The 18,222-nt window shown below is 47.6% G+C and carries 14 protein-coding genes; 2 read left to right on the top strand and 12 right to left on the bottom strand.

The window, feature by feature from the left end; genetic code table 11:
• The first annotated feature begins 12 nt into the window (after positions 1 to 12).
• Positions 13 to 663 (top strand): shikimate kinase, encoded by a 651-nt coding sequence (locus tag E4N69_RS12720; protein ID WP_305880167.1) that lies wholly within the window; start codon positions 13 to 15, stop codon positions 661 to 663.
• On the opposite strand, the gene E4N69_RS10800 is transcribed toward E4N69_RS12720, so the two are convergent.
• The 10 genes from E4N69_RS10800 to E4N69_RS10755 form a co-directional block, all read right to left on the bottom strand.
• Positions 645 to 2,408 carry a hypothetical protein gene (locus tag E4N69_RS10800; RefSeq protein ID WP_253823833.1) on the bottom strand — a complete coding sequence of 588 codons (1,764 nt, stop codon included), beginning with the start codon at positions 2,406 to 2,408 and terminating at the stop codon, positions 645 to 647. The genes E4N69_RS12720 and E4N69_RS10800 overlap by 19 nt on opposite strands.
• 423 nt (positions 2,409 to 2,831) lie before the next feature.
• Positions 2,832 to 3,386 carry a DUF2715 domain-containing protein gene (locus E4N69_RS10795; protein WP_253823832.1) on the bottom strand — a complete coding sequence of 185 codons (555 nt, stop codon included), beginning with the start codon at positions 3,384 to 3,386 and terminating at the stop codon, positions 2,832 to 2,834.
• 83 nt (positions 3,387 to 3,469) lie between these two features.
• On the bottom strand, positions 3,470 to 3,892 hold the full coding sequence (locus tag E4N69_RS10790) for an ATP synthase subunit K (protein WP_006187911.1): 423 nt from the start codon (positions 3,890 to 3,892) through the stop codon (positions 3,470 to 3,472).
• Between the two features lie 165 nt (positions 3,893 to 4,057).
• On the bottom strand, positions 4,058 to 6,007 hold the full coding sequence (locus tag E4N69_RS10785; protein WP_253823831.1) for a V-type ATP synthase subunit I: 1,950 nt from the start codon (positions 6,005 to 6,007) through the stop codon (positions 4,058 to 4,060).
• Positions 6,004 to 6,621 (bottom strand): V-type ATP synthase subunit D, encoded by a 618-nt coding sequence (locus E4N69_RS10780; protein WP_253714411.1) that lies wholly within the window; start codon positions 6,619 to 6,621, stop codon positions 6,004 to 6,006. Before E4N69_RS10780 ends, E4N69_RS10785 begins: the two co-directional genes overlap by 4 nt.
• Before the next feature lie 31 nt (positions 6,622 to 6,652).
• Positions 6,653 to 7,972 carry a V-type ATP synthase subunit B gene (locus tag E4N69_RS10775; RefSeq protein WP_253714407.1) on the bottom strand — a complete coding sequence of 440 codons (1,320 nt, stop codon included), beginning with the start codon at positions 7,970 to 7,972 and terminating at the stop codon, positions 6,653 to 6,655.
• Positions 7,953 to 9,746: a V-type ATP synthase subunit A gene (locus tag E4N69_RS10770; protein WP_253823830.1), complete on the bottom strand. Its 1,794-nt coding sequence runs from the start codon at positions 9,744 to 9,746 to the stop codon at positions 7,953 to 7,955. Before E4N69_RS10770 ends, E4N69_RS10775 begins: the two co-directional genes overlap by 20 nt.
• Positions 9,743 to 10,288, bottom strand: coding sequence for a hypothetical protein (locus E4N69_RS10765; RefSeq protein WP_162664302.1), 546 nt, complete (start codon positions 10,286 to 10,288; stop codon positions 9,743 to 9,745). Before E4N69_RS10765 ends, E4N69_RS10770 begins: the two co-directional genes overlap by 4 nt.
• Positions 10,289 to 10,291: 3 nt before the next feature.
• Complete coding sequence (locus tag E4N69_RS10760; protein ID WP_162664301.1) at positions 10,292 to 10,906, bottom strand: V-type ATP synthase subunit E; 615 nt, start codon at positions 10,904 to 10,906, stop codon at positions 10,292 to 10,294.
• Between the two features lie 65 nt (positions 10,907 to 10,971).
• A complete protein-coding gene (locus tag E4N69_RS10755; RefSeq protein WP_253823829.1) occupies positions 10,972 to 12,027 on the bottom strand; it encodes an aldose epimerase family protein in 1,056 nt (351 codons plus the stop codon).
• 420 nt (positions 12,028 to 12,447) lie between these two features.
• On the opposite strand from E4N69_RS10755, the gene E4N69_RS10750 reads away from it, so the two are divergent.
• Entirely contained in the window at positions 12,448 to 12,597 is a 150-nt protein-coding gene (locus E4N69_RS10750) for a hypothetical protein (protein WP_253823828.1), read from the top strand.
• A gap of 16 nt (positions 12,598 to 12,613) precedes the next feature.
• Here the strand turns inward: E4N69_RS10750 and E4N69_RS10745 are convergent, their stop codons facing one another.
• Positions 12,614 to 14,902, bottom strand: a complete 2,289-nt coding sequence (locus tag E4N69_RS10745) for an immunoglobulin-like domain-containing protein (protein WP_253823827.1) — start codon at positions 14,900 to 14,902, stop codon at positions 12,614 to 12,616.
• Positions 14,903 to 15,938: 1,036 nt separating this feature from the next.
• A complete protein-coding gene (gene dxs / locus E4N69_RS10740; RefSeq protein ID WP_253823826.1) occupies positions 15,939 to 17,810 on the bottom strand; it encodes a 1-deoxy-D-xylulose-5-phosphate synthase in 1,872 nt (623 codons plus the stop codon).
• Positions 17,811 to 18,222 lie beyond the last annotated feature (412 nt).

The raw sequence follows: 18,222 nt of genomic DNA, 5'->3' as shown, positions 1-18,222 counted from the left end.
ATCGTGAACTTCATGATACTTTTAGGCTTGAGCCGTTCGGGAAAGACTTCCGTAGGGAGACTCCTTGCTAAACGGCTCGGCTGCTCCTTTTACGACACCGATGAGCTTATCCGTATCCGTACCGGTTTAACGCCGCGGGAGCTTTGCCGTCAAGGAGGGGTATCCGCATTACATGCTGCGGAAGCCGCTGCCCTGCGTGAATGTTGCGCTCTACATGACTGCGGCGGGGATGCCTTTGCAGCCGAGCCGTTGCTGTCTTCCGTATCTCTGTCCCTGCCAACCGACGGCTCCGCTGAGAAACCGCAGGGGGCAGCCGTAGAAAACTGCGCTGTCATTGCGGCGGGCGGCGGCATCTGCGATAACACGGAAGCGTCTGCCATCGTTGCAGCAATACCGCTGCGGGTATTCCTCTATGCAACGGAAGCGGCGCTTTTTGAACGCTTGACGCACGATGCGCTGCAAACAGGGTATTATCCGGCATTTCTACGCTTTCTGCCTGTTGCTCAAAAAGCGGAAGCGCGGCATCTGTTTATCGAATTGTATACGCGCCGCACCGAACTGTACCGCAGGAGCTGCAACCTTATCATCGACACGGCCGGCTTGGATTGTGCCGCCGCCGCTCAGAAGATAGCGGAGCAATCCTCTCACTTTCCGCGAACCTGATACACAAGCTTAACATCGTAATACGGCTTTTCATTTTTTACCGAAACTTCCAATTTGCCGGAGTGTACCTTTCCGATACCGTCTCGCTTAAAACTGACATATACGCCGCCGCCATACACGGGGTTTTGCAGGTATATAAGGCGTTCATTTTCGGTTTCTTCCTTTCGTACTGCTTGGGAAAACGAACCGGCGATACCGCAAAAAACGCCGTCGGTAATGCAGAAATGACCGTTTATATGGATAGCATACTTTTTTAAGATAAACGGATTGGCAGTTTTATCCTGTAATTCAACGGAAGCTCCGGCAGTCGCTTTTTGGAACCATTGAACGCCGTTAAACCATTTCGGTTTGCTTATGCATATCAGTTCCGTTTTAATAGTATGCAGTTCATTGCGGTAATCCCAGCTTGCCTTCCAACGGATTACTTCATGTTTTACCTGTGTAATAAGCCCGCCGTTATGCAGCATTGTTTTATCTTCCATACTGAATCCATAGAGCGCGGACAGCGAGAAAATGCCCACCTTAAAGTGCGGCTGAATAAAAACGGTAACCTGTTCGTTTTGCTGCTTTCCATCCCAGTTGACGGCGCGCGCTCCGGTATAGCTGCCGCCGGTTCGTATACCCGCATACCGGTACCAAGCATCGATTTCGGCTTGTACCGCACCGGAAACTGTTTTGTCTGCCGCATAGCTGCAAAAACCGGTTGTCGAAAACGAGACAACCGGATGAGTAAAAACGGCGTTTAAACCGAAAAGCGTGTGGTAACGCTGCCGGATATCTCCACCATATATGCCTGCGGATTCTGCAGAAGATGTTTTTACCTCTCTGATCAATTCCGGCATAAAAGCGGTAAGATATTGAATGGCAAAGTTGATGTCCGTTTTTTTCTGATTCATACGCCAACCGCCAATAAGGCCGTAGCGCATCCGCTGCTTCTTTGGTTCGGGACTTGCAAAAAAAGCGCCGTTCCATCCGCTGCCGTATACTTCAACCCCATATTGAATAGCCTTTTGCGCATTCCCGATACCGATGAACTGTTCTCGCGGAAATTTGACTCCGCCGTAGCTTGCTTTTGTTTTCGAAAAGCCGGAAAACTGCGCCGTTTTTAAGAAACTATCAAAGGTAAGGCTTCCTGCACCGAGGAAAAGCGTTGGGATATTTTTTTCAGGAAAAGAAGGTTGCAGTGCTGCAAGCGGATACAGCCCGACACCGAAATTTCTCACCGAAAGTTCAAAGTAGGGTACGGGCATCGGCGATTCAAGCTGCAAATAACCGATGTAACCGCGACCGCTGACTCCGGCAGAAATCCGGGCGCCTTTATGAACACTGTGTACATATCGGAAAAAATAGTCGCGTTCCGGGGCTGTGTGTTTTGCATCAGCCTTATCATTCTGTTGTATGTCCGATGAGGAATCCGCTTTGTCTATTTGTTGTTTGACCGATTCGTCTGTCTGTTGGGTAAGCGCTTTATCCGTTTGCTGCTCAGTTGATTCGCCCGTCTGTTGTCCGCCGCCTGTTTCCGATCCGGTTTCGGAAGCTTTATCGAAATTGTATTCATCCGTCTCGGTGCCGGAATCCTCATCGGAATCTTCATTGGAGTATTCATCGATATCGTATTCCTCGCCGTTTTGTAGACCGAATATAAAACGGTCATTGGTTAGACGGTCAAAAAGCGATTGTTGCCCGTAGACTTGCGTAGAAACGCATCCGAAGAGGGTAACAAACATACACAATAGGGTTGGCATACACTTGATGCCGTAATAAAATTTTATAAGGTTCATGCCCCTTTTATGCGACATCAACGGCGTTTCGGCTAATAATTTTTATGTTTTTGGAAAAAAAGTGAAGAAATACGTGGAAAGATAGCGATGTCTTTCCTCCTACTTCTGCGTAAACTTAATCTTGTACTATACCCTATTCAGTTTGCTGAAATAAACGCCGAGCGTAAAGTACAGCAATAATACAGTACACGCGAAGCTTGTATTTCCTCACAGATAATAATACACACCGATGTTCCAAAGCTCGTGGACTGTACCGGCTACAAAAATATTCTCTGCGCAGTAGAAAAGCCATAATTGCAGAACCTTTAAAACTTTGAACAGTTGAAAAAGGCAGGAGCGTAAGTCTCAGTTAACGAAAATGCTGTCTTATCAGCATGGCTGATAACGCTACAGTCTAAAAATAGGCCCTATTTTAACGGTAAAGGCATTTGTTAAAAAAGACGGAAACCCGATTCCAACCATATCCGTTGCTGTTATGTTTAAGCCGCTTTTTTTACTAAAAAAACAAAAAAGACCTATATTAACCGGCATACCTACTTGCAGCACCTGCGGATATCCCCAGGTTAATCCGAGCCCTGTTAAAAGATTAATATACAAGTTCTGTGTAGGCTTGAACGTATATCCTAGCAAAGAGCGGGATATAAAAAAGAAAGAAGGAACACGCATTTGGCTATCCGTAACATACGCGGGGCCGGCTGCAAATCCGGCATCTTCAATAAAAGTAAAGCCGTTGTCCAAAATAACTCCAACCGTAAATTCAAGGTAACCGTTGTGAGCTTTAAAATAATCGATATTCTCCGATGAAGGATTGATAGGATTTTTCACCGTAAAGGCATTGGTATATGTATACCCCACGGAGGGAGCTAAAATTATATCATGATCTGCAAACAAGCTTGAAAGAATAGCGACAGCAAAGAAACAGAATACTATATTTTTTTTCATGTGTATTTCTCCTTAAGGAAGCAGCGCTGACTAATTCCGACACGGAATAATCAGTGCTGCTTTAAATAAGCAATGGACACCGCTTAGCAGTTAATCAGTCCGAAAACCATAACGAACAACGCGACGGTTTCGCAAAGACCGACAACGGTAATGTACTGACCGAAACCTTTACCGGTTTCCGCCAACGCATCAGAACCTGCTGCGGAAGCCTTACCCTGTGCAATAGCGGAAGCTGCAATACCGAGACCGCACGCAACACCGACACCTAACAGGAACCACGGATCCGCTTTTGAAGTAAGCATTTTGTTCATCAGCAAGAAGCCGTAAATGGTCTGCGTGAGCGGGGCACCTGCAAATGCGAGGAGGATGAAGGGAGCCGGTTTATTATTCAAATAACACCGCTTCCACGCCCCGATTGTGCCCTGTCCTGCGATAGCAAGCCCTAATGCCGATCCGAATGCCGAAATACCGAGTGCAGCTGCTGCACCAAACATACCAAAACTCATTGAAATCCTCCAAGTTTATAATCTACTCGATCTATCTCACCGCTCCCGCGTATGAAATAAGAAATGTTAGCGTTACCGCTTTCTATCCGCCGATACTGACGTACCGGCGTTTTATCACATCTTCTAAGAACGTCGGCTTTTTAAAAGCTTCTCGTTTTAGAACCCTTATTCTGCAAAAGGTTCGTATTTGAACCCTGCCCACGTTAACCCGACATGGTTTGAAAACTCTAATGTATTAAGCCGCACTCCGTGTACGATGACCGAAAGTACGTTCATAATATAGTTCAAGCCGTGTCCGAAGAATAACAGCAGCACGCCCAAAAAGATGAGGAAGCTGCCGAGCGCCGGCCCCGCCATTTGGTTGACTGTCGCGCTGATTGCAGAACCTGCAAGCCCGACTGCCCAAAGACGGATATAGCTCATGATATCGGCAAAGACGTTTACCACCCCTAAGAACATCGTGATGATATTTTTAAGGCTGTCCACGATACTCTGCCCGATACCGGTTTGATAATTTGAAAAAATAAAGTTGAGCGCAAAGCCGCCACCTACCGCAATCATTACCGGCTGGTTAATCTGGTACCGCTCGGCGCTGACGACAAGGCTTAACACTACAACATACATTCCGCAGAGCATCGCAATGGAACCAATGTGTCCCAGTATCTGCGGAGAACGGATATTCCGCACAATCGAGATGATATGCCCGATTGTCAGCTGAATAAGCCCGAGTGTAAAGCAGAACTGCATCAAGTTGGCATTTCTGATGCTCTCTTCCGTTACGTTCGAGATAGCCGGTACGGACAGGTTTTTCAGCCATGCGGGGATGTACTCCACCGAGATGCCGAACCAGTTGCAGGTTGCAGTTCCCCAGATAACGGTGAGGACACCGAGGTAGAGGAACATCTGCATAGCGAGCGGAGCGGGCTGCTCTTTCGCTTTTGCTTTGACGATTCCGATGAGCGATAAGATCACGAGGATGCCGCCGTAGCCTGCGTCCCCGAAAATCATTGCAAAGAAGATACCGAAAAAGAGCAGGAACCAGAGCGAAATATCAGGTTCGCGGTAGCCCGGCACGGTACCGAGGAAGTCCGTTAGCGGGGTAAGCAGCTGTACAAACCGGTTATGCCGCATGGCAGTCGGAACGGCATCTTCTTCAGCAGGATCATCTGCAATAAACGCCCAGCCGTTTGCCTTTGCAAGCCCTGCAAAATCAGCTTGTTTTTCAGCAAGAATATAACCGGAAAGCCGTGCAAGCCGTATCGGCTCTTTTGCGGCAGTCCCGGTAGTGCCGTTTGCAGCATTTGCAGTATTGCCGGATGCGGCAAGCGTTACCGAGCTATCGATACCGGAAGCAGCCGCCGTATCTTCTTCAAGCGGAATGACTTCCATACCGGCACGGACGGTTTCAAACTCAATCTCTTTTGCAAGCTTTTTTGCCTCTGCCTTTAACGGCGCAAGCAATTCAGTCCGTGTCCCAATCTTTGCTTTGAATGAGGGCAGCTGTTTTTGCAGCCGTTCCCTTTCGGTATGCATTGCCGAAAGCCGCATATCCGGTAAAATAAGCGGACTAAAATCGGACGGCAAATCGGCAGGAACATCTGCGGTTTTGGACACTATCGCAAAGCGGACTGTTTTTTTGCCGCCTGCAAGCCGTACCGTTTTAATCGTTTCAGGCAATGCTGTATATGACTTTTCCGGAAGCTCACCCATCGTCAAATAGATGCCATTTTCTTCAAAGCTGTGTATATCTTTGGGCTCAAAATCCCCCCAAGCATTGTATGCTTCAATGTCGCCGGTCAGCTTATTGATTGCAGCCCGTGTATTTGATTCTTGGTCTTTGAGGTCAAGAATCTCGTCAACTGCCTGCAATAGGTCATTCCGGTTCAATGTGAGCGGTTCAGTCTTTGCTTTTTCCGCTTTTTTCGGCTGCGATTCGGTAATCAATGCTTCCGCTTGCTGTACTCTCGCGTATGTGTTCTGCAGCTCCGTCAAGGTATCGCTTGAAGCAGCTTCCTTTTCGATATGCACCGCACCGAAGTTCCGCAGTGTTTTTAAAGCCGCCTTTTTCTGAGAATCCAGCACAAGGAGCGTCAGTTTTTTCATTGGTAAAATCATGCCGTTTCCTCCTCATCCGGAGCGTTCTTTTCCAAGTTTTTCTTGGAAATCTTCCCGCGCACAACCGCCGCTACCTGCTGATCTCCCAGATACACGGAAATTTTTTTGATGTTCCGCTTTGTTTCCGGTATCTTTACCTTTTCAAACAAGTTGACCCGCTGCGTTGTGGTACGCAGTTCGTTGTTGAGCCGTGCAACCTGTTCGTCGAGGATTTGGGCTTCAAGATCGAGCGATAAAACCCGCTCCATCCGGTCGCAGGCAATGTCGAGCCAGAGCGGCGTTGTAAAAAGATCGTAGCTGCTGCGTTCAAAGTCCGCCCCGGAAAATACCGGTATCGAAACACCGGCAATATTTCCCGTCGAGGTACGCACTTCTTTCACCTTGAGGATTTCAGGCGTAAAGACTCCCGCTTCACCGAAGACGGCAATCCACTGCTCAAACTCCTTGTGCAGCGCATCGCGGTTCAGCCGAACCTCTTTTGCATGCATCTCAATCGTGCGGATTTCGGTTTGCAGCTGCTGTTTTTTAAGCTGAAGCGTCGGCAAGTACCGCTGGAACATCTTGAGCGATTCTTTTTGATTTTTCAGCTCGTTTTTCGTCAGTTTAATAGCCATCGCTATTCCTTATAATATAGAAGGAAACGCATTAATCCGCGGAGGGATTGTTCTGCGCATCCTTGGGCCAGAAGGTTTTGATCAAATCGGACTTAATACCGGTTTCCTCAGGAGTAAAGCAGGACGAAAGAATCTTCCATCCGTTATCGAGCGCTTCCTCAAGCGGAATGTTCACGGACAAATCCATCATGCGGGATTCAAAAAGCTCACCGTATTTCAGCAGCTTGCCGTCCCATTCGCTCATCATAAAGCCCATAGACTTTTTCTCAAGCGTGTCCTTGTAGGAAGCATAGAGCTTGATCATATTGTCCATAAGCGCACGGTGATCTTCACGGGTCTTGCCGTTGACGTTCTGCTTGAGACGGGAAAGACTTCCAAACGGTTCGATGCGTCCGTGTTTAAGGTAGAACTGACCTTCGGTGATATATCCGGTGTTATCGGGAACGGGGTGCGTTACGTCGTCGCCGGGCATGGTGGTAACGGCAAGAACGGTAACCGAACCGGCATCGTCAAAGTCAACCGCTTTTTCATAGCGGGCGGCAAGCTGGCTGTAAAGGTCGCCGGGATAACCACGGTTTGACGGAACCTGCTCCTGTATAATGGCGATTTCCTTCATCGCGTCGGCGAAGTTGGTCATATCGGTTAAAAGGACGAGGACATCCTTGCCTTTGAGTGCGAATTGCTCACCGACTGCAAGACACATATCGGGGATCATCAAACATTCTACCGTCGGGTCGGCGGCGGTGTGTACGAACATCACCGTGCGGCTCAGCGCGCCTGCTTCTTCCAGCGTGTCCTTAAAATAGAGGTAGTCGTCGTATTTCAGTCCCATACCGCCGAGTACGATGACATCAACCTCAGCCTGCATTGCGATACGTGCGAGCAGTTCGTTGTAGGGTTCACCGGAGCTTGAGAAAATCGGTAGCTTCTGGGAAACCACGAGGGTGTTGAATACGTCGATCATCGGAATACCGGTTCTGATCATGCGCTTTGCCATAATACGCTTGGACGGGTTTACGGACGGGCCGCCGATTTCTACCATATTATCCTTGAGCATCGGGCCTTGGTCGCGCGGCTCACCCGAACCGTTAAAGATACGTCCGAGTAAGTCATCGGAAAAGCTTACCTGCATTTCCCGACCGAGGAAGCGTACTTCATCACCGGTGGAAACGCCGCGTCCGCCTGCAAATACCTGTAGCGAAACAAGCCCTCTATCCAGCTTATTGACCTGTGCAAGCGAGGCGCCAAAGCTTGTCTGTACCTGTGCAAGCTCCCCGTAGGACACATCTTCAGCCTTGACGGTTATAACCGAACCGTTAATGGATTCAATCTTACTGTACACTTTCTTCATGATGTGCCTCCGCTTCTTTTATGAGTTTTGCCGCTTTTTCATCCAGCCCTGTTGCCTTATCGGAAAGCGCTCCGGTAATAGCTGCTTCGTGCTTCTTAAATTCCGGCGATTCCCACGGCGAATAGTTATAGTCGATAAAGGACTGGCGCAGCTTGTTAAAGTATGCGCGGGCTTCATCCTTGGTATTAAAGGAGAACTGAGAACCCAATATGCGCAGGATCAGTTTGTAAATATAGCGCTGGCGCTCTACGGAAACGGCATCGTCAACCTTATCGAAGGAGTTTTGCTGTAAATAAACCGCGTCGAGGAAGTCTCCCTTCAAGTAGACAATAAAGTCTTCCATACTGGTACCTTCTTCACCGACAACCTTCATCATCTGTTCGACCTCGGTACCGCGGCGGAGCATTCCTCTGCCGTATTCCACCTGTGCCGTGCCGAGTACGCTCGGGTATTTCGACCATGAATCGAGCGGGTGGATGGCGGGATATTTACGGGCATCGGAGCGTTCGCGGGAAAGTCCGTGGAAAGCGCCGACAACTTTGAGCGTTGCCTGCGTAACCGGCTCTTCAAAGTTACCGCCTGCGGGGGAAACCGTGCCGCCGATCGTTACGGAGCCTTTGCTGCCGTCCTTTAAACGGACAATACCGGCGCGCTCATAGAACGCTGCAATGTAGGATTCCAAATAGGCGGGGAAGGCTTCTTCACCGGGGATTTCTTCCAAGCGTCCGGACATTTCGCGTAAAGCCTGCGCCCAGCGGCTGGTGGAGTCTGCAAGGAGCAGAACGTCAAGCCCCATCTGGCGGTAGTATTCGGCAAGGGTAACGCCGGTATAAACCGAAGCCTCGCGCGCCGCAACCGGCATTGACGATGTATTACAAATGATAACCGTCCGCTCCATTAGGGTGCGTCCCGTGCGGGGGTCGGTTAATTCAGGGAATTCTTTTAAGGTTTCTACAACTTCACCGGCGCGCTCACCGCAGGCGGCGATGATTACGATATCAACCTCTGCGTTACGGCTGGTTGCGTGCTGTAAAACGGTTTTACCGGCGCCGAACGGCCCCGGAATACAGTAGGTTCCGCCCTTTGCTACCGGGAAGAAGGTATCTACGGTGCGGATTTTGGTAACAAGCGTTTCGGAGGGCTTGAGCCGTTCGGCATAGCAGTCGATTGCACGCTTTACCGGCCAGCGGAAGCTCATCGTAAGCGGGTACTTTTTCCCGCGTTCATCGATTACTTCCGCAATGGTTTCGTGTACGGTGTACTGTCCCGCCGGATTAATGGAAGAAAGCGTGTATGTGCCGTACATACCGAAGGGAAGCATAATCCGGTGGGTAAAGTTCCCCTCCGGCACGGTTCCCAGCACATCGCCGCGCACGAGCGTATCGCCGACCTGTGCAACCGGCGTAAAATCCCACTGTGCTTCGGTAGGAAGCGCATTTAAATAGATACCGCGCTCCAAAAAGTAGCCCGCCTTTTCTGCAAGGTCGGGGAGCGGGTTCTGCAAACCGTCATACACTCTGCCGAGCAGTCCCGGCCCAAGTTCAACCGACAAGAGATCGCCGGTAAACTCAACTTCATCACCGACGCGGATACCCTTCGTAATTTCGAATACCTGCATCTGAGCAACGGAGCCGCGTATACGGATGATCTCGCTCTTCAATTTGGTGTCGCCGATATGGACGTAGCCAACTTCGTTTAACGTAACCAGACCGTCAAACTCAACGCTGACCATATTCCCGTTAATACCGACTACCTTTCCTTTCGTTCCTCTCATATCTTTTCTCCGAGAATTTGTGTATAAATTGAGTGATATTCTGTGCGGCCGGTTTCCATCTTAAATTTTGAAGCCCGTTCGCTCAACAGTAATACAATTCCATAGCCGAAAACCGCTTCGCTATCAAAAAAATGCAGTTTCCGCAGCTGATCCGCTGCCGCAAGCCGCGCATTCAGCAAATACCGTTCCGCCGCTAAGGGGTCATCGATGTTGGAAACCCCGCGCACAATAGCGCCGATATCAAAGGCGGAAGCAGGTGTTTCTGCAGGAGCAATCCGCTCATCCCGTTTCAGCTTTGCAGCGCGTATTTGTTCAAGCGCAAACCGCAGTTCTTGTTCAAACGCATACCATTCGTTCACCACAGCAGAAGCCGTATGGACAGCCTCGCGGGGCGGAACGAGCGTTAAAGATTCCAGCACGGCGGCATCTTTTTCAGTTAAAAACCGCAGGGCAAGCTCTTTAAATTGCGCGTAAGAAAGCGGAGGGTCGGTGTGCGGCATAATTGACGGCAGCTGAGCCATCAAATAATAGTATGAAGCCACTCCTTATAACTCCTTTACCGCATCCTTCAACAGGCGTGCAGCGCGTGAGCTGATATAGGCGGAAAACAAATCGGCAACCGCTTCTGCAGAAAAATCATAGTATGCCGAACCGTCCTTTACCCCAATTCTAAAGCCGCCTGCAAGCTGTGCATCGGATTTAACCTCGATGCCTTTTTCAACCTCTTTCTTAAACGCAGCGAGCAAAGCACTTTCCAGCTTTTTAGCATCTTCAGGGGACAGAATAATGGAAATATCGGCTTCGTTTGTTTTAATCCAACCCTTTACCGCTTCGGGAATCAGCGTTTTGAGTACATCGCTGTTATATGCCGCTGCGGTTTCCGCTTTGATGAGGGCATCGAGAGAAGCGGTAACTCCTTCTCTAAAGGCGATGAGCGCATTGCGGCAAGCCTGTTTAACGGCAGCCTCCGAAGCGTTTGTAAACCGTTGGGATTCGACTTCAGTCTTCTTCAACAAGGTTTCAGCCTCTTTTTCCGCATCCGCAACGATAGCCTTTGCCTTTTTCTCCGCTTCGGCAATGATACCCGCAGCTTGCTGTTCAGCAGAAGCAATACCGTCCTGCTTGATCTTTTCAACAAGATCCTGTAACTGAACTTCCATAATCAACTCACCTCTCTTATATCGTATATATCGATTCGATCAATTTCTATTCTATCAGTCCTCTACTAAACCGTAAAGCGCCACTGCGTTTCGTGCCGATACACTTCGTCGGGATGAACCCATACGGAAGGGAATTCAGGACGATTGGGCGAATCCGGTATATGCTGAGTTTCAAAGCACACGCCGGAATGCTTGTTGTACACATCACCGTTTTTGCCCTGCTCTCCGCTTAAAAAGTTTCCGGTATACATCGTAATTGCCGGCTGTGTTGAATAAATACGCAGCGCTCTGCCTGTCGCCGGCTCAGTTACAACCGCAGCAAGCGGAACATCGTCCGCACCATCCGCATCGAGCAGCCATGTATCGTCATAGCCGTTTTTCAATTGAGCAAAATCCTGTGATAACAACTTCGGCGTACGGAAATCGAACGGCGTCCCTGCTACGGGCACCAGCGTGCCGGTCGGTATAAGCAAAGCGTCAACCTCTGCATAGCGACTTGCCAAAAGCTGAACTTGATGATTCAACACTGAAACATAACTTCCATCATCCTGCATCCCCGCAGGGTTCAGATTAAAATACGTATGATTTGTCAGACTGATTGGAGTTGTCTTTGTTGTATGAGCTTCGTACCGAAGCGTGATAGTATTGTTTTTGTTGAGGGTATACGAAACGGTAAGCTGAACTTCGCCGGGAAAGCCTTGCTCTCCGTTAGGACTTATTCTGGAAAAACGGATACCCGCCTCATCACTGCCGGAAATAGGTTCCGCTTGCCACAACTGCTTGCCATACAGAGGATAACCGCCATGCAAACAATGTCTCCCGCCGTCATTGCGGGTCAGTGTATAGCATTTTTCTTCTATAGAAAAGCGGGCATTTGAAATACGACCTGCACATCGCCCGACAATGGAACCGAAATGAGGTTTATTGCAGATATACCCTTCGAGCGTTGAATAGCCGAGCACGATATCGTCATATCCGCCCTTGGCAGCAGGTAATAAAATCGCGGTAATACAGCAGCCGTAATCGATTGCCGAAAACGACATTGTGCCATTAGAAACCGTAAAAATCGATACCGCATCTCCCGATGACAGCATCCCGAACCGCTCTTTCTTTACTTCCATACTACCTGCCCAAAGTTACCTGCAAAAAAGTAAACGCTGGTATTTATTGTACAAGCATTTCCACAAATTTACAAGGATGCTTTTGAAAATATGCAGGGGAAACGCATCAGGCCGTTTTTTTAACACCCCCGCGGAAAAATTGAGACTATTCGACCAGAGTTGAACCTCTTCGCGGTTCAAATGGTCTCACAGTCTCAATTTTTCCGCGATTTTTATCTATTTTCCCTGATGCGTTTCCCCCTTTGCTGGAAAAATGTGCGAAATTTTAAGCAAAATTTCGCACAGAAGGAAGGCACCCGCTGCAAATATTTTATAATGCGGTTGCCCTGTAAAAATAGGCAGGTGCATCTGCATCGCCTGTTTTCAAAAGCGCTGGCGATGCAGTACCGCCATGGATGGCGGGGAAGCTAAGCAGTAGCGATGTTTTTGCGTGAGCAAAAACTCGCGTCCGGCAGTGTACACGGATGTACACTGCTGGACAGGCTATTTTCAAAAGCGCTGGAGGCGGCGCATCTGCGTTTTAAAAGGCTGATGGAAAGAGTGTTGATATATATCGGCCGCCTGTTTTAAAGGCAGCCGAACAGCGTTAAAATTCATGCCATGATGTTGGGATAGGCTTTCCGGAAAAGGTGAGGACGCCTGTAAAGGAAAGTGCACCGCTTATCTGCACGCTCAATGTGTGAGCATTTTTATCTTCTCCGGTAATAGTTACGTCTATTTCTTCATCCGGTATGCCGTGGCCGCTTTTCTTTGCTTTAAAGGCCGAGCTGCCATCATAATTCCCTGCAAAAAACTGCATCGTCTGTTCGTTTGCTTTTTTGATGTTTATGTGACTATAAGTCGTTCCATCTAATTCAATATTGACCAATAGGGATACATCCTTTATTTCGCCATTTTCCGCATGAAAGCTGTATTTTCCCGGCTGCCGGTACCACAGCGTATTGGGGATATACTGTGCGTTAGTATGCAAGACCTCTCCTTCAATGTGGTACTGATATACATACACCTTTTTGGCTCTTTCAAGGTGAGCATCTACAGCCTTTTTTAGGAATAATTTCTGTTTTGCTCTCGCTTCTGTAAGCGGAACCGTTTTGTCAAAACCAAAAGTCTTGTAGATACTGTCATGCCATAATTTTAATACTGTCTTAAGCAGCTCACTCTGTTCTTCCTTAGTTTTTTTCGAAAACTCTTCATAAGACATCATTGAAAGCAAATGTTGAAACCAGTTTTCGAAAAGCTCTTTATCGGTCTTAAAGTCAGGCTGATCCGGGAATTGGTGTACGGTGGTTCTGATGTCTTGCAGTGTAACCAACGGCATTTGCTGCAATTCAAAGAGAGAAAAGTACATATCAAATAGTTGTTCAACGGTTGCGAGGTGTTTTTTGGCCATTTTTTCTGGTTTCAGCAAAGCATAATCGCCTATATTACTATTATAAATAATTGATTCAACTGTTGCCGTTATAGTTTTGGCAACGGCATCAATGCTCACACGGTATACGGCAGTAGGTTCATCGTCTCCATGGCGCAGCGTCAGCTTATTGCCGTCAAATTCATAAGTTCCACCGTTTCCATAGATATTGGCTTTTCTTGTAAACTTCTTTCGAGCTTTTATTGTAAGCGTTTTCGGTCTTGTTGCCTGTTCACCGGTAGCATTTTTTTTCAGTGTTGCAGTCAATGTTACCGTCCGGTCGGCCAAATCCCATGTCTCAATATGCCCGCTATTTCCGGCAATCTTTAGTATGCTGTCATTAGAAGATGTCCATGTGAGTTCATACTCTGAGGGAGACTGCGGCAGCTGAATATCGGCATCAATTTTGTCCGGTATTGTGTTGACAATACTCTCTACAACAGTTTGAAGATCGGGTTCGTTGTTTTTAGGATATACGGTTACCGTAACGTTTTTTTGGGCTTGGGCATTTCCTTTTTTTGCGGTTGCAGTCAATCTTACTTTCTTTGTTTCCGTTTCATGCGGTGTAACCGTACCGTCCGAAACTGAGATAACCCCTGCCGGTTCTGCCTTCCATTCTATAGTGACCTCAACCTCAACAGAAGAATTATCGCTCTTCCTAATAGAAACCGTTTTTTTGGTACTTAACTGAATAGGCGTATCTTTCGTCACAAATGAAGGGATCGATCTTACCGCCTGTTCTGCCGCACTGATTACCGCATCCTCATTTGTGCCGCGTATCGTAACATCAAAGTTTTTTGTTGCGGAAGCGTCCCCTTTTGTGATGGTTGCCGTCAGTATTACCTGCGTATTCTCTTCGGGACGAGTAATACTACCGTAACTGTTCCATTCATTTTCTTTCTTTATCTTGATTATATTTTCACGGTTTGATTGCCAACTAATCTTAGTGTCATGTAATCCACTCACAGGAAGATCCAGCCAATGAGAGCTTATGCTGTCTGCAGTATCTCCGTTTTGAAAACTGAGTTGTAAAGCCTCTTTTGCTTTTTCAACCTTTTCTTGATCCGTTAAGGTAGGTTTAAATTTCACTTTTACCGTTGTGCCCGCTGTAATTTTTACTCTTGCCGTTTGGCTTCCTGCGGCGCCGGAACCTTCTTCAAAGGTGTTGCCGTCGATGCTCCACGTATCAACACTATAATCGGAAAATGGCTTTGCGGTAAATTCAACGGTTTTCCCCTTTTCGACTTGATCCCCTGAATTGATTTTAGTACCGTCAACTTTCGCTTCAAGGGAACCGTTCCCGCCGTCTACGCTAAAGGTGAGCGCAAATTTCTGGACAGCCGGCGTTTTGCTTTCGTTGCCCATATTCTGCTTACAGCCGAAAAACATTACCGCTACAACGAGTGCAATGCAGGCAGAGAGCGTTTTCATAAAATGACGTACACTTTTCTTTGCATCATGATTCATAGAATTCTCCTGATTTTGATAGTTTTATATATGGACGATAAGGAAGTCTCAAAAATTGGTTGGTTTTTTGACAGCCCCATTCTTCATTATGAGGTACTCTTGAAAATCTGCTAACTAAACCTTTTAGGATGCTGTGAACTAATACGAATACTGTGGGAAAATGATAGCATTGCAGCCGGGCGCCGCTTGAAAAAACGGTAAACGAGCGCCGGTATATGGAATTGGTTTTTGCAGAAGTATGTTTTTTGAGCGTAGAGGGGGGTGGTGCAGAACAAAGCGGACTGCTTATCTGGTTTTGGCTGAGAACGCTATCGGATGCTACATTGTGCTGAGTGCTGAGTGCTGAGTGCTGAATGCTGAATGCTGAATGCTGAATGCTGAATGCTGAATGCTGAATGCTGAATGCTGAATGCTGAATGCTGAATGCTGAATTGTGCCGGAAATTTTGCACGTGTCAAGTGCTTTACGGCATTTTTGAGAAAATTGATAGCGAGATAATTCTCCAATTCGGCTTTGCATAACGCTATTATTATAGAAGCAAAAAGGAGAGAATACAAGTGCTTTTGAAAATATGCAGGGGAAACGCATCAGGCCGTTTTTTTAACACCCCCGCGGAAAAATTGAGACTATTCGACCAGAGTTGAACCTCTTCGCGGTTCAAATGGTCTCACAGTCTCAATTTTTCCGCGATTTTTATCTATTTTCCCTGATGCGTTTCCCCCTTTGCTGGAAAAATGTGCGAAATTTTAAGCAAAATTTCGCACAGAAGGAAGGCACCCGCTGCAAATATTTTATAATGCGGTTGCCCTGTAAAAATAGGCAGGTGCATCTGCATCGCCTGTTTTCAAAAGCGCTGGCGATGCAGTACCGCCATGGATGGCGGGGAAGCTAAGCAGTAGCGATGTTTTTGCGTGAGCAAAAACTCGCGTCCGGCAGTGTACACGGATGTACACTGCCGGACAGGCTATTTTCAAAAGCGCTGGAGGCGGCTCATCTGCGTTTTAAAAGGAGGGCTGTGCGATTGCTGCTTCGTATCTTAACGGCAGAGAGCCGATGCGGCTTTGGCAAGCTGCTCACCGGTTAGTCCGGCGCATTCAAGAACATCCTGCCGCGAGCCCTGCATAAAGACGGTGTCGGGAAAAGCGCGTACTGCGGTTTTTATGCCTGAAAGTTGTTTTTGAACCAGACCTTCCAGATAATGCCCGACACCGCCGATATATGCGCCGTCTTCGATAAAGAGTACCGCAGGGTATTTTTTTGCTTTTTCCAAGAAAAAAGCTTCGTCGATGGGTTTTAAGAAGCGGAGATTGTATATATCAGCGGATATCCCTTTTTGTCTAAGCAGCGCTGCCGCTTCGGCTGTTTCCGGGTATATACCGCCGGTACATACCAGCAGTACATCGCTGTGTTCTGCCGTTACGGTGAACACGCCGCGACCGGTTTCCATCGGCAGCGAAAATGCGGGGCATTCCGCTGCGCATGTATTTTTAGGATACCGTATTGCAACCGGTGCATCCAACTGCAATGCCCATTCAAACATCGCCCGCATTTCCGCTGCCGAGGCGGGAGCGAGCACTGTCATATTGGGAATACTACGTAAAAAGCAGATGTCATAGAGACCTTGATGGGTTTCGCCGTCATAGGGAACCGCTCCCGCACGGTCTATCGCAAAGATAACCGGCAGTTTTTGCAGTGCAACGTCATGGATGATTTGATCGATTGCCCGCTGCAAAAACGTACTGTAAATGGCTGCGATAGGCCGTAAACCGGCTGCGGCAAGTCCGGCGGCAAAAGTTACCGCATGCTGTTCGGCAATGCCGACATCAAAAAAACGATCGGGAAACTGCTGCTGGAACTGCTGGAGTCCTGTCCCCTGCGCCATTGCAGCGGTAATTGCGGCGATATCGTCCCGTTTTGCCGCCTCATCAGTGATAATATGAGAAAATGCTTCGGTAAAAGAGTTGGTACTCGCTTTTTCAATTTTCCCATCGGCAATATTAAACGGTCCGATACCGTGGAAAGCGGAGGGATTATTTTCCGCGAGCGGGTAACCTTTCCCTTTCTTTGTTTCAACATGAATAAGCACCGGTGCATCGATATTTTTGACATTACGGAATACTTTTTCAAGTTCTTTTTCGTTATGCCCGTTCAGCGGCCCGACATATTCAAATCCGAGATCGGCAAAAAGATTGTTCCTGTAAAAAATCCCCTTGGCGCCCCGCTTTAACCGGTGAATCAAAAAGTTAATACGCCTGCCTAAAAACGGAATTTTGCCGACAGCGGTATCAAAGATGTATTTAAACTGCTGGTATCCTTTCCGCACGGTTAAACGGCTGAGGTATTCGGAAACTGTCCGTATGTTCGGAGAGATAGACATCTTATTATCGTTGAGGATAACAACCAAATTCTTTGTATATGGGGTAACATTTAGGAGCGCTTCAAAGGCCATGCCTCCGCTTAAAGCCCCATCACCGATAACAGCGATAACCTTTCCGTTTTGGTGCTGCAGCTTTCGCCCGATAAGAATCCCCTCGGCGGCCGAAATTGAGGTGGAGGCATGCCCTGTATTGAATGTATCATGGGGGCTTTCTTCCCGTTTGGGGAATCCTGCGAGGCCGTCCTTTAAGCGGAGTGTCGAAAAATTGTCATACCTTCCGGTTAGGAGCTTATGAGGATAGGATTGATGCCCCACATCCCAGATGATTGCGTCTTTCGGACTCGAAAATACTCGATGCAGCGCAATAGTCAATTCAATAACACCGAGATTGCTGGCAAGATGTCCACCGTTTGCGCCTACAGTCTCCAAAATAACGCTGCGCATTTCCTGCGCTAATATACGAAGCTCCTCTCGAGAGAGAGACTGCAGGTCTTTCGGTTCCCGTATTGATAAGAGTACGTTTTTATTCATGTAGATGCTCAGTGAACTGCCGAATACATAAAAAAAGGGCTGTGAAGATACTCAACAAAGCCCTTTCTCACCGTAGTGAAAGCGATAGAACAATACGCCTATAATAATCTTGTGAATAAGTAAATTCTTTTCTTCTTATGCTTATATACTTACGTATATACGGATATAATAAAGAAGGATGCAAGATTACTGAAAACCTCTAAAAAGTTTAATCGTATTTTTAGAGGTTATTTATTACTTGTTCTTATGTCTATTCTTTCGAAGCTTCTTCTTTCGTTTATGCGTTGCTATTTTCTGTCGCTTCCGTTTTTTTCCGCAGGGCACGTGAACACACTCCTTATTTATAAAGATAGGAGATAATAGCCGAACAGCAGTAAAAAGTCAAGGCTGCCGTTTTTTCTTGAAAATGCGG

It is taken from the genome of Treponema sp. OMZ 906, assembly GCF_024181185.1.
GTDB lineage: Bacteria > Spirochaetota > Spirochaetia > Treponematales > Treponemataceae > Treponema.
This window is presented reverse-complemented; position numbering and strand designations above follow the sequence as displayed.